This window comes from Candidatus Halocynthiibacter alkanivorans (assembly GCF_003333265.1).
GTDB lineage: Bacteria > Pseudomonadota > Alphaproteobacteria > Rhodobacterales > Rhodobacteraceae > Halocyntiibacter_A > Halocyntiibacter_A alkanivorans.
This window is the reverse complement of the sequence record NZ_QOLB01000062.1, coordinates 64,178-76,652: the sequence shown is the minus strand read 5'-3', so window position 1 is coordinate 76,652 and position 12,475 is coordinate 64,178. Positions and strand designations below refer to the sequence as shown.

General features: G+C 58.2%; 12 protein-coding genes. 6 read left to right on the top strand and 6 right to left on the bottom strand.

Features of this window, described 5'->3' with window-relative positions:
• Nucleotides 1-181, top strand: a 181-nt coding sequence (locus DWA01_RS23440) for a hypothetical protein (protein ID WP_235008438.1), incomplete at its 5' end; no start/stop codon positions are given.
• 271 nt (nucleotides 182-452) lie between these two features.
• Here DWA01_RS23440 and DWA01_RS06040 read toward each other — a convergent pair.
• Both DWA01_RS06040 and DWA01_RS06035 read right to left on the bottom strand, forming a co-directional pair.
• Nucleotides 453-2,696, bottom strand: coding sequence for a xanthine dehydrogenase family protein molybdopterin-binding subunit (locus DWA01_RS06040; protein ID WP_114284943.1), 2,244 nt, complete (start codon nucleotides 2,694-2,696; stop codon nucleotides 453-455).
• Between the two features lie 2 nt (nucleotides 2,697-2,698).
• Nucleotides 2,699-3,157, bottom strand: a complete 459-nt coding sequence (locus DWA01_RS06035; protein ID WP_114284942.1) for a (2Fe-2S)-binding protein — start codon at nucleotides 3,155-3,157, stop codon at nucleotides 2,699-2,701.
• Between the two features lie 126 nt (nucleotides 3,158-3,283).
• Between DWA01_RS06035 and DWA01_RS06030 the strand changes: the two genes are divergently transcribed.
• Complete coding sequence (locus tag DWA01_RS06030; protein ID WP_160115968.1) at nucleotides 3,284-4,273, top strand: AraC family transcriptional regulator ligand-binding domain-containing protein; 990 nt, start codon at nucleotides 3,284-3,286, stop codon at nucleotides 4,271-4,273.
• A 16-nt stretch (nucleotides 4,274-4,289) separates the two neighbouring features.
• On the opposite strand, the gene DWA01_RS06025 is transcribed toward DWA01_RS06030, so the two are convergent.
• Genes DWA01_RS06025 through iolC form a run of 3 tightly spaced genes read right to left on the bottom strand, consistent with a single transcriptional unit; the run spans nucleotide 4,290 to nucleotide 6,950 of the window.
• A complete protein-coding gene (locus DWA01_RS06025; protein ID WP_114284940.1) occupies nucleotides 4,290-5,120 on the bottom strand; it encodes a class II fructose-bisphosphate aldolase in 831 nt (276 codons plus the stop codon).
• Entirely contained in the window at nucleotides 5,117-5,959 is an 843-nt protein-coding gene (locus tag DWA01_RS06020) for a 5-deoxy-glucuronate isomerase (RefSeq protein ID WP_114284939.1), read from the bottom strand. Before DWA01_RS06020 ends, DWA01_RS06025 begins: the two co-directional genes overlap by 4 nt.
• Nucleotides 5,960-5,969: 10 nt before the next feature.
• The gene (iolC, locus tag DWA01_RS06015; protein WP_114284938.1) at nucleotides 5,970-6,950 is read right to left on the bottom strand and encodes a 5-dehydro-2-deoxygluconokinase; all 981 of its coding nucleotides are present in this window, start codon (nucleotides 6,948-6,950) and stop codon (nucleotides 5,970-5,972) included.
• A gap of 152 nt (nucleotides 6,951-7,102) precedes the next feature.
• On the opposite strand from iolC, the gene DWA01_RS06010 reads away from it, so the two are divergent.
• From DWA01_RS06010 to DWA01_RS06000, 3 genes are read left to right on the top strand one after another with little or no spacing between them, the layout of a single operon-like run.
• Nucleotides 7,103-8,218, top strand: coding sequence for a Gfo/Idh/MocA family protein (locus DWA01_RS06010; RefSeq protein ID WP_114284950.1), 1,116 nt, complete (start codon nucleotides 7,103-7,105; stop codon nucleotides 8,216-8,218).
• A 19-nt stretch (nucleotides 8,219-8,237) separates the two neighbouring features.
• Nucleotides 8,238-9,131 (top strand): sugar phosphate isomerase/epimerase family protein, encoded by an 894-nt coding sequence (locus DWA01_RS06005; RefSeq protein ID WP_114284937.1) that lies wholly within the window; start codon nucleotides 8,238-8,240, stop codon nucleotides 9,129-9,131.
• Between the two features lie 12 nt (nucleotides 9,132-9,143).
• Nucleotides 9,144-10,301, top strand: coding sequence for a Gfo/Idh/MocA family protein (locus DWA01_RS06000; protein WP_114284936.1), 1,158 nt, complete (start codon nucleotides 9,144-9,146; stop codon nucleotides 10,299-10,301).
• 3 nt (nucleotides 10,302-10,304) lie between these two features.
• Here DWA01_RS06000 and DWA01_RS05995 read toward each other — a convergent pair whose 3' ends face one another.
• Complete coding sequence (locus DWA01_RS05995) at nucleotides 10,305-11,303, bottom strand: LacI family DNA-binding transcriptional regulator (RefSeq protein WP_114284935.1); 999 nt, start codon at nucleotides 11,301-11,303, stop codon at nucleotides 10,305-10,307.
• 193 nt (nucleotides 11,304-11,496) lie between these two features.
• On the opposite strand from DWA01_RS05995, the gene DWA01_RS05990 reads away from it, so the two are divergent.
• Nucleotides 11,497-12,447, top strand: a complete 951-nt coding sequence (locus DWA01_RS05990) for a sugar ABC transporter substrate-binding protein (RefSeq protein WP_114284934.1) — start codon at nucleotides 11,497-11,499, stop codon at nucleotides 12,445-12,447.
• The last annotated feature ends 28 nt before the right edge of the window (nucleotides 12,448-12,475 follow it).

The following is a 12,475-nucleotide window of genomic DNA, read 5'->3' as shown; positions in this document are numbered from 1 at the left end:
GTCTGGACTAAAAACAGCAAGAGACTCCCCTCATCCAACCTGGCCACCATCGCGTGAGTTTCCTAAAGAATGGTTTCCATATGCGGGCTCCGGACAAAAAAAAGTCAGAAACTTTGAGCAATATGCAAACCAGAAAGTCTCGGGTTTAGAAGTTGAAATTATTACCAAATATTCAACGTGACACAAAAATCCCCGGCAAGACTCCGCAGGAATCGTGCAAATTGCGAATTAGATCGGCGCAAGCGCAGGCGCTCAGAACATCGCCGGGGCATCACTTTTTCCCGAAGTGGGGGCCGCATTTTGTGCGTCGCCGTTAAAACGGGGAAGTTTCCCTTCCACACTCAGCGACAGGTCAGATGCACGTCTGATTTTCCGCCGCCCCACAGACGGCGGGGCGGCAGGACATTCAAATGATTTAGCCCTGCCAGGGCGCGACCGGGGACCGCGATGCTTCAGGCAAAATCGATATGACGCGCCAATGGCAACTCGCGGATACGTTTGCCGGTAGCGGCAAAAATCGCATTGGCAAGCGCGGGCCCGGCAGGCGGAACCCCGGGTTCACCAATGCCGCGGATCTGATCACCGTTTTCCAACCCGCGCACTGTAACCTGTGGGCTCTGCTCAAAGCGCAGCCCTTCATAATCATAGAAATTCGCCTGTTCCGGGCGGCCGTCCTGATAGGTCAGCTCGCAGTTCATCGCATGGGCCAGCCCCCAGAGCACCCCGCCGGTAAGCTGGTTTTCAAAATTAATTGGATCCAGGATCTGACCGACCTCAGCCGCGACCCAGACCTTGTCGATACGGATGCCAGCGGCAGTGTTGCTGACCTCAATCACCTCAGCGACCGGCACCCCAAAAGAGAGCGTAAAAGCAAGCCCCCGACCCCGGCCCTCAGCCACAGGCGTGCCCCAGGACGACATTTCTCCCACCGCCTCCAGCACTTTGCGGGACAGACCGTGATTGCACAGCCGCAGACGTTCCTCCAGCGGATCGGCGCCGGCGGCCTGGATCAGCTCGTCAAAGAAACACTCGTGGAAAAACCCGTTGCCCGAAGTGCCGACTGAACGCCAGGAGCTGACCGGCACCATTTCAGGCACCCGGTAGCCCGTGACACGGTAATGTGGGATGGCAAAGGGCTGATCCCAAGCGCCGGCAACAATCGCCATATCCGGACCGGCAACCGGGATGCCCACGCGCCCCATTTGCGACGCGGTGACCGAAGCGCTGGCCAGGCCGAGATCCAGGGCGTTGACCTGACCGTCTTTAACCGTGCCCCTGGCCCGGCTCATCGCCATCGGGCGCGGAAAACCATGGCTCATGTCTTCTTCCCGCTTCCAGGTCATCTTGACCGGGGTGCCGCTGACTGCCATCGCCACTTCGACCGCCTGTTTGACAAAATCATCTTCCAGACGGCGGCCAAAACTGCCGCCCGCGACCTGGGCGTGGATAGTGATATCACGAGCATCCAGCCCGGTCAGCTTCGCAAGCGCGGACAGCAGGAACATTGGGGTCTGGGTGGCGACCCAGACTTCCAGCGTCTCCTCCTGCATCAGCGCCACGGCGCTCAGCGGTTCAAGCGGCGCATGCGCCAGGTGGGGAATGCGGTATTCCGCCTCAATTACGTTGCCCTCAGCAAGAGCCGCCTCAACTTGGCCCTCATCCTTAAACTGGCTGTCCTGGTAGTCGTCAGAAAAACTGGCGCCGACCCGGCTCCACATCGCGTCCGAGCTCAGCGGATAAGGTGCCGCATCGCCCCAGTCAGGCTCCACCAGATCAGCGCCGCGAAAGGCGTTCCAGGTGTTGTCGGCAATGACGCCAAAACCACCGGTAACCGGCACGATTTGCGCCACGCCCGGCGACGATGTTGCCGCAGTGTCATTATAACCAACAATGCCGCCGCCCAGACGCGGGTTGGTGCGGACCGTGGCATAGACCATGCCGGGCAGATCAATATCGATACCATAGACCTGGGTGCCGGTGGATTTGGCCACCGTGTCCAGCCGCTGCATCTCCTGGCCCAGGTACCGCCAGTCAGAAACGTCTTTCAAAGCGACTTCTTTTGGCGCTTCAATCTCTGCTGCCAGCGGCGCCAGTTCAATATAGCTGAGTGGTGTGCCATCGGGCAGCAGCACAACCCCGTCTTTTGTGCGCAGATCCGCCACCGGCACGCCGGACTGCTGGCTCGCGGCCATCAGCAACACCTGACGCGCGGCAGCCCCGGCGCTGCGCATTTTGACAAATGCGTCCGGCACGCTGGAAGAGCCGCCAGTGACTTGCAGGCCAAGGAACTTACCAATCACATCAGACATGCCGCGCGCACCTTTTGCCAGCATACCCATATCGGTGGCGGCAAAGGGCATGCCCTCGGCCATGACAACACCATTGTAATAGGCGTTGCTGGGCGGGCCGTGATCCACTTTGATGTCCTGCCAGGCGACATCAAGTTCTTCCGCCACCAGCGCGGCCAGCACCGAATAGACCCCCTGGCCACTGTCGGCGCGCGGGGTGATGATGGTGACCCCGGCACGATCAATGCGGATATAGTGGGTCAGCGCACTCTCGCCGCTGGCAAGGTCCTTCAACAACGGGTTTTCTGACGGTTTGCGATAGGCATAAACGCCGAAAGCAACACCGCCAGCAACAGCGACAGAGCCGATCAAAAACGTACGGCGGGCGATTTTTCCAATACGGCTCATGCTCAGACCTCCTGCAATTTCTGCGCGGCGCTGTGGATGGCGGCGCGGATACGGGGATAGGTGCCGCAGCGGCACAGGTTGGCGGACATGGCCTCGTCAATTTCTGCGTCGTCCGGGCTCGGATTTTCCTGCAACAGCGCCAGCGCCGTCATCATCTGTCCCGCCTGGCAATAGCCACATTGCGCCACCTGGTGCTCGACCCAGGCCTGTTGCACCGCGTGCAGCGCGCCAGGCTGGCCGATGCCTTCAATGGTGGTCACTGCACCCTCAACTTCGCCCACCGGCAAAGAACAGGAGCGCACCAACGCGCCATCCACATGCACAGAACAAGCCCCGCAATAGGCGACACCACAGCCATATTTCGGACCGGTGATTTTTAACGTGTCGCGCAGCACCCACAACAGGGGCATTTCGGGATCGACATCAACAGTATGTTGAGTTCCGTTTACGGTCAGTAACATGGTGCGGGCTCCGCTGGCTGAGGATCAGGTCTGGTACTCTTGAACATAAGCCTGCTTTGCTATAATTAAACTTGCAATATGCGCCAAACCACAGGCAATCGGCGCCAGATCTGTCCGGGGATGAACATGCGGTATCCGATCCTGCGCAACCTGAAACCCATTTGTCAGATGCTTGAAATTCCGCCTGAAACCGTGCTGCGGCAGGCGGGCATATCGCCGGATCTGTTGCACAATGAAGGCCGCGGCGTCACCGCGCGCCAGTTTTTTGCCATCGTCGCGGCAATTCCGGCGATCGAACAGCGCCCGGACCTGCCGCTGTTTCTGGGTCAGGCCTTTGCCCGTGCGCCGTTTAACCCACCACTGTTTGCCTATTCCTGCAGCCCGGACGTCACCACCGGGCTGGAACGGCTGGCGCTGTTTAAATCGCTGATCGGTCCAATGCGACTGATACTGGAGACGTCAGACGCGGGTTTAACTCTGCGTTGTGAAAGCGTTGAACCGGGTTACGCCCTGCCCGATGTACTCGCCGCAATTGAACTGGTTTTCATGGTGGAATGCACCCGGCTGTTTACCGCCAGTCCTGTGGTGCCGCTGGCCGTGGGCATCCCGGCGTATCAGCAACAGCAGCATGAAATGGACAAGATGTTCGGCGTCAAAGCGCATCTGTCGGAGTATCCGGTCATCACTTTTTCACCAGAGGACGCTGCGCGCAAGCTGGTCTCAGAAAACGCCGGATTCTGGCAAGGCTTTGAAAAAGATCTTCAGAACCAGCTGTCAGAACAGCAAAGCGCGGCACCTGTGGCCTCCCGGGTACGCTTGTGTTTGCAGGAACTGCTGCCCTCCGGGCGCTGTGGCATTGAGGATGTCTGTGAGCGGTTGCTGATGTCCAGACGCTCGCTGCAACGACACCTGCGCAGTGAAAGTCAGAGTTTTCGCGGCATTCTGGATCAGTTGCGGTCGGAGATTTCGCAAGTCTATCTGGCGCAGGACCAGCTGAGCGTCGAGGAAATCTCTTATCTGCTGGCCTATCGTGATCCCAATTCATTTTACCGCGCGTTTCAGGCCTGGACCGGCATGACCCCGCGCGAAGCCCGCCAGGCCCAGGCTGTCACCTGAGACGTGTTTCGCGCCCTTATTCCGGTGCAAATCCGCGCAGCACCTGACGCGCGGCTTCCACCACCGGATCATGGGTCGAGCGCAGGATCTCCACCCGGTCAAAACGTGCGGGATCCGCGTTGACCGCAGCGCGTAACGCCTGGCCAAAAACCATGCGCAATTCGGTGCCAATGTTGAACTTGCAGACGTTTGATCCGGTGGACAGGGCCCGGCGCTGCGCCAGTGGCACGCCAGAGCCGCCATGGATCACCAATGGTACCTCCGTCACCGCTTCAATCGCACGGATACGCTCCAGATCCAGACCAGCCCCTGCGCCCTGTTGCAGGTGAACATTGCCCACTGAAATGGCCATCGCATCGACATTGGATTCGCGCGCGAATCTGGCCGCCTCCTGCGGGTCTGTGCCCAGCGAGTTTTCGCCATCGGCGTAACCGACAAACCCAATCTCACCTTCGCAAGATATTCCGGCCGCATGCGCCATTTCCGCAATACGTGCGGTTTCATCAATGTTTTGGCTCAATTCCATTCGCGAGCCGTCGAACATCAGCGAGGTAAATCCACTGTCCAGCGCCTGCTGGCACTCCTCATAGGTATATCCGTGATCCAGGTGCGCCACCACCGGCACCGATGCGGCCTCTGCCAGAGTGCGCATCATTGCGCCCAGAACCGGCAGGGGGGTATGCGCACGGCACCCGGGCCCGGCCTGCAGGATAACCGGACAGCCTTCAGCCTCCGCAGCGGCAACAAAAGCGCGCATCTCTTCCCAGCCAAGGCACACCAGACCTCCCACCGCATATTTGCGTTTCAGGGCGGGCTGCAGCACATCTGCGAGTGTCACCAGACTCATTTAAACTTCGCCACCATGTCTTTGATGCCCGGAATCGTTTCCACCTGATAGGCATGCGTCGGCTGGAAATACTGCACCAGAGAGCGCTGGCTCAACCCGCCCAGAATGGTGAAATAATACATCTCATAGCCCGGCAACGCGGCACAGGGATGATAGCCATTGTCGATGCAGATCGTGGAGCCGTCGACAATGTGATAGGCGTCACCTGGTTTGCCGTCCTCGCGCTGCAACATCTGCAGGCCGGAACCATGGTTGGGACGGAAGCGAAAATTATAGGTCTCGTCATGCCGCGTCTCCAGCGGCAACCGATCTGTGTCGTGTTTGTGGCTCGGAAAACCGGACCAGCCGCCCTGCCCCACCGTGTAAAGTTCAGACACCAGCAGGCGACCGACCCGATCATGATACCTCTGACCAAGGATGTGTTTGATTTTACGGTGGGTTTTGGTGTCGTCGGAGCCGTACTGTACAAAGTCGATGTCAGCATCCCGCACTTCAAACGGATCCAGAACCTTGTCAAACTTTGCCCCGGCGATGAACACTTCCGCGGTATCTGTCAGGCAGACCAGCGTCACCCTGGCCCCGACCGGAGCGTAAACGCCCTCGGGTTCGCCGTCCCAGACATCCGCACCTCGACTGCCGAGCGCCGCATAGGCCTGGCCTTCGACATCTACGTCTATGCTGCCGGTTGCGGGCACGATGCAGGTCTCATAGCCCGGCACCTGATATTCAAACGCCTCACCGCGTTTAAGTTTAACGATGTTAAAATAGTTCAGCGGGACAAGGCTGTCATTGGTATCAACGATGGCCTGGTTTTTATTGTCAAAGGGAGCTATATGCATGGCGTGTCCTTCAGGAGGCGCTGGGGCCGGGATGTCCGGCCAGGAATGTTTCGAGTTCAGATTTGTCGGGCATCGCAGGCGCACAGCCGACACGCGACACCACGATTGAGGCACAGGCGGAGCCGCGCAGCACCGCGTCACGGATGGCATGACCTGCGGCCAGTGCGGCGATAAACCCACCCAGGAAACTGTCACCTGCCCCGGTCGGTTTCAATGCTTCAACCGGATAGATACCGGTTCGGAATTCACTGTCCGGGGTGATGGTAATGGCACCAAGTTCGCCCATTTTATAGACCACGATTGCCGCAGTGCTGCGGGCCAGATCGCGGGCTTTTTCCAACCCGAGATCGTAACCGCCGGCCATGAAACCGAACTCCACGTCATTGCCAATGATGATATCACACAGGGCCGCGGCGCGCGAATAGGTCTCAGAGGCCTCCTGCGCAGAGGCCCAGCTGTAAGGGCGGTAATCAACGTCAAAAACCAGCGGCAGGCCGGCTGCACGCGCCAGATCAAACGCATGGAACGCGGCACTGCGCGACGGCTCCGCTGCAAACACGGTGCCGGTGGTGATCAGGGCGCTGAACGCCTTGTAATCCACCGCAGAAACGTCATCAACGCTCATTTCAAAATCGGCAGCGCCATTGCGGTAAATGACAGATTGATGGTCCTCAATCCTGGTTTCCGCCAGCGCCAGACTGTTGCGCACCTCACCACCAGTTGCGGTCACGAAACGGTGGTCAATTCCATAGTGGTCCAACTGGTTCAGAACGAACCGCCCCACCGCGTCATCAGAAACCCGGGTCACCAGAGACGCCCGCCCGCCATGGCGCGTCAGCGCCACAGCAATATTTGCCGATGAGCCACCAAGGCAGGAATAAAAACGTGTGGCGTCTTCAGTTCGGGTGCCCGGCGGATCGGGATACAGATCCATTCCGGCGCGCCCCAGAACTACGAAATTATTGCCATTGATGCGGTTCAGATCAGCCATATCAGCCCAGTTCACATATCTATATCTTGATCGTTGCTGCACCAAATCTGCAGCGGTTCTATTGCAAGCGATTGCCAGTTGACGATCTTGTGATTCTGAGGATACTTACTTTGCAACCGGTTGCAAACGGAATTATCAGGGACGGTGTTATGATGCGGGAAATCGGAATTGGAATTATAGGCGGCGGCTATATGGGCAAGGCCCATTCCGTTGCCATGTCCGCGGTCGGTGCTGTTTTCAACACAGGTCTGCGACCAAGGCTGGAAATGATCTGCGCCACCAGCGCGACCTCTGCCGAAAAATACCGGGCGGCCTATGGGTTTCGCCGCGCCACCGATGACTGGCGCACCCTGGTCAATGACCCTGCGGTCGAGGCCATCGTGATCGCCAGCCCGCAAAGCACTCACCGCGACATAGCTCTGGCAGCATTTGCGCTTGGCAAACCCGTGTTCTGCGAAAAACCCATGGGCGCCACACTGGAGGACAGTATGGCGATGGTGCAGGCCGCAGAAGACAGCGGTTGCGTGAATATGGTGGGCTTCAACTACATCCGCACCCCCGCCAGCCAGTTCGCCCGCAAGCTTATTGCTGGGGATGCAATTGGCGACATCACCTGGTTCCGCGGTGAACATACCGAAGATTTCCTTGCCGATCCCGACGCCCCCGCCAACTGGCGCACTGAAGGCAGGGCCAATGGCACCATGGGCGACCTGGCGCCGCATATGATCAACGGCGCGCTGGGTCTGATCGGCCCGATCGCTGAGGTGATGGCCGAAGTTGAAACGGTGCATGCCACCCGCCCCGGCCCCAACGGCATGACAACGGTGAGCAATGATGACCACGCCCAGATGATGTGCCGGTTTGAAAACGGTGCCATGGGGCAGATGTATTTCAGCCGCATCTCGACCGGTCGTAAAATGGGCTATGCCTATGAGATCACCGGTACACGCGGTGCAATCCGTTTTGACCAGGAAGATCAGAATGCGCTGTGGCTTTACACCTCTGAAGGTGATGAGGCCACACGCGGCTTTCGCAAGATCCTGACCGGTCCCGAACATCCCGACTACCTGCCGTTCTGCCAGGGGCCGGGACATGGCACCGGCTATCAGGACCAGATCATCATTGAAGCCAAAGATTTTCTGAGTGCCATCGAAACACAGACGCCGCTTTGGCCGACCTTCCGGGACGGCCTGCAGGTCAACCGGATCGTGGCCGCTGCACTGGCCTCCTCTGAGGCCCGGTGCTGGCAAAAAATTACCAGTATCTGACCGTGAAAGGGTTCAGAATATGACTATCAGAATTGGCAATGCCCCGTGTTCCTGGGGCGTGGAATTCGCACAAGACCCGCGCAATCCAGCGTGGGAAACAGTGCTGCAGCAAAACGCGGCTGCCGGCTACAAGGGCATTGAACTTGGCCCGGTCGGCTTTATGCCTGAAGATCCGGTTGAGCTTGGCGAAAGCCTGGCCCGTCATGAACTTGAACTCATCGGCGGTGTGGTGTTTCGCCCGTTCCATGATGCGACAGCCTGGGACGACGTGATGGATGGTGCGGTGCGCACCTGCAAAGCACTGACCGCGCATGGGGCCAAACACCTGGTCCTGATCGATTCCATTTCGCCACGCCGGGCACCGACCGCGGGGCGTGCCTCTGAGGCTGAACAAATGGACAAGGCCGAGTGGGTGGCATTTCGCGACCGCATCAAAACAATCGCCAAGCTGGGCGCCGAAGAATACGGGCTTACCGTCGGCATTCACGCCCATGCCGGTGGTTTTATCGACTTTGAACCAGAGCTGGAACGCTTGCTCGACGAGGTCGACGAACGTATCCTGAAGATCTGCTTTGACACCGGCCATCATTCTTATGCGGGCTATGATCCGGTGGCTTTTATGCGCCGCCACATGGACCGCATTTCCTACATGCATTTCAAAGACATCGATCCCAAAGTCAAAGCTGATGTCATTGCAAAGCGTACCGGGTTTTATGACGCCTGCGGTCAGGGCATTTTTTGCAACCTGGGTCAGGGCGACGTCGATTTTGCCGCTGTGCGTCAGGTGCTGACAGACGCGGGGTTCAGCGGTTGGTGCACGGTCGAACAAGACTGTGACCCAACACTTGACCCCGACCCGCTTGGCGATGCACTTGCCAACCGGAACTATCTTGAAACCATCGGCTTTAACTAAGGATTACGAGCTATGGCAAAACTGAAATGGGGCATGATCGGCGGCGGCGAAGGCAGTCAGATCGGACCAGCACACCGTTTGGGCTCCGGCCTTGACGGCGAGTTTGAATTCACTGCAGCCGCGCTGGATCACCGGCCGGACGCCGGACGCGACTATGGTCAGCGCCTCGGTCTTGCAGCTGACCGCGCTTATGGCGACTGGCGGGAAATGCTTGCCGGCGAAGTCGCACGCGAAGACCGGATCGATCTGGTCACAGTTGCGACGCCGAACTCCACCCACTTTGAAATCACCAAAGCCTTTCTTGAGGCCGGGTTTCATGTGCTGTGCGAAAAACCGATGACTATGACGGTTGAGGAAGGCGAAGAGATCGTGAAGATCGCCCGCGCTTCCGGCAAAATCTGTGCGGTGAACTACGGCTATTCCGGCTATTCGCTGGTGCGTCACATGAAGGCGATGGTGGCGCGCGGTGATCTGGGCAAAATCCGGCTGGTCAAAGCGGAATTCGCGCATGGGCATCATGCGGACGCGGAAGATGCGGACAATCCCCGGGTGCGCTGGCGCTATGATCCCGCTCAGGCCGGCGTGTCGGCACAGTTTGCTGACTGCGGCATTCACGCGCTGCATATGGCGAGTTTTGTTACCGGCCAGGAAGTCGAAAAACTCTCGGCCGATACCGTGTCCTGTATTTCCAGCCGGGTGCTGGAAGACGATGCGATGGTCAACTTCCGCATGGATGGCGGCACCGCCGGCCGGTTGTGGACCTCGTCCATTGCCATCGGGCGCCAGCACGGTCTGACATTGCAGGTGTTTGGTGAAAAAGGCGGGCTGCGCTGGTCTCAGGAACAGCCGAACCAGCTCTTTTATATGCCGCTGAATGAACGGCTACAGGTGATTGAACGTGGTGAAGCCAACCTGTCGCCCGAAGCAGACCGCACCAGCCGGGTGACAATTGGTCATGCCGAGGGTATGCCGCTGGCGTTTGCCAATATTTACACCGACCTGGCGGAAGCGATCCGTGCAGATAACGAAGGGCGCGCCATCGACCCTGCGGCCAATCTGTACCCGCGTGCCGAAGATGGTCTGCGCTCAATGTCTGCTGTGGTTGCTGTGGCGCACTCCGGCGCGCGCGATGGCGAATGGGTCGATGCCCGCCCACCGATGTTCCGCTAAGGTTCAGACGGGGGGCTTCAGGGTCCCCCGTTCCACCACGTGGCAGGAAAAAATCCGTGCTTCCGGACTGCGCTCATCGTCTTCCAGCATCGCCTCCATCAACTCAACAGTGGAGTTGATAATCTTCTCGACGGGCTGGTGGATCGTGGTCAGGTTGATGTTTTCCCAACCCGACATTTCCATATCATTGAGCCCGATAATGCCGATATCACCCGGCACCGAAAGCCCCGCATCGGCAATCGCACTAAGCGCGCCAATCGACAACACGTCATCGCCGCAAAAATAGGCCTCAGCCCGGTCCCGCAACAATTCCTGCTGCATGCCTTTGCGCCCGGCTTCAAAGGAATAGGCTTCGCCATAACTGATACTGGTGGCAATTTCCGGGTGGCGTTTCAGCTCCTCTGCAAAACCGGAAACCCGGTCCTGAGTCGATGTCGCGTCCTCCGGCCCGCCGAAAAATCCGATTTTTTTGTAACCGCGCCCAATTAATTCCCTGGCCGCCATGCGGCCGCATTCCACATTGTCGATTCCCACCACATGGACTTCAGGTGAACCGGAATAGCGCCCAAAGGCATGCACCACCGGCACCCCGGCATCCCGAAAGGCCTTGGCAAAACCCGGTGGCAGTGTTGAAGAGGCCACCACAACACCATCGACGGAATATTGGCGCAGCATGCGCACCGAGTTTTCCGGATCGGTTTCATCTGACAAGTTGACCAGAAGGGGACGCAGATCGCGCTCCTGCAACCTGCGGGTAAACAGATCAAAAACTTCCAAAAACAAAGGGTTGTGGAAGTTGTTTGACACCAGACCAATGAGTTTGGTGCGCCGCGTTGTCAGGGATCGGGCGAGAAAATTCGGGCTGTAGCCCAGTTCATCAGCCGCCTTTTCAACCCGCTTGCGCATTTTATCAGACACCGAGGCGCCTTCAGTGAACGTGCGCGACACGGCCGAGGTCGAGACCCCGGCGTGTCGCGCAACATCTTTTAAAGTAGCGGCCATATGTCTCCTGCCGAGAGCGGCAGTCCTTTGTTGTTTCAGTGAACTTAACGGCTTCGCTTGCTATTGACAGTATGAATTTGAAATTCATTTTTGCAACCGCTTGCAAAAAAATTCCATCCGTGTTTATCTTTCGCCAGGGAAGGCCTGAATTTAGAGGCGCCCGATTGAATGTCGTCGTAGCAGGGAGGAAACTATGACAAACCTTACAACAAAACTGGTACTGGCCACCGCACTGGTCGCCGCACCGTTTTTGAGCGCAACAACAGCATCCGCTGAAGGCGAAAAATATGTGCTGGTCAGCCATGCACCCGACAGCGACAGCTGGTGGAACACCATCAAAAACGGTCTGGCGCTCGCCGCTGAACAGATGGATGTTGAGGTTGAATACCGCAACCCGCCCACCGGTGACCTTGCCGATATGGCGCGTATCATCGACCAGGCGGCCGCATCCGGTGCAACCGGTATCATCACCACCCTCGCTGACTATTCGGTGCTTTCCGGCCCGATCCGGAACGCAGTGGATCAGGGGATTGATGTCATAATCATGAACTCCGGCACGCCGGAACAGGCGCGTGAAGTTGGCGCTCTGATGTATGTGGGTCAGCCCGAGTATGATGCGGGTTATGCGGCTGGGATCCGCGCCAAGGGAGACGGTGTTGAATCGTTCCTTTGCGTGAACCATTATATCTCGTCACCCTCCTCCACTGAGCGCTGTCAGGGTTTTGCTGATGGTCTGGGCGTCGAGCTTGGCAATCAGATGATCGACTCCGGTCAGGATCCCTCGGAAGTTAAAAACCGTGTGATGGCCTACCTTTCCGCCAATCCGGACACAGACGCAGTTCTGACTCTGGGTCCAAACTCTGCAGATCCGACCCTGTTGGCGCTGGAAGAAAACGGCATGGCCGGTGACATTTACTTCGGTACGTTTGACCTTGGCGAAGACATCGTCAAAGGCATCAAAGCCGGTGTGATCAACTGGGGCATCGATCAGCAGCCATTCCTGCAGGCCTATCTGCCGGTTGTGATCCTGGCCAACTATCACCGTTATGGCGTACTGCCAGGCAACAACATCAACTCCGGCCCGGGCTTTGTCACCAAAGACGCGCTTGAGCTGGTCGAAAAATACGCTGGCGAATTCCGCTAAGCACATTGTTCAGGGGGCTGCCATGATG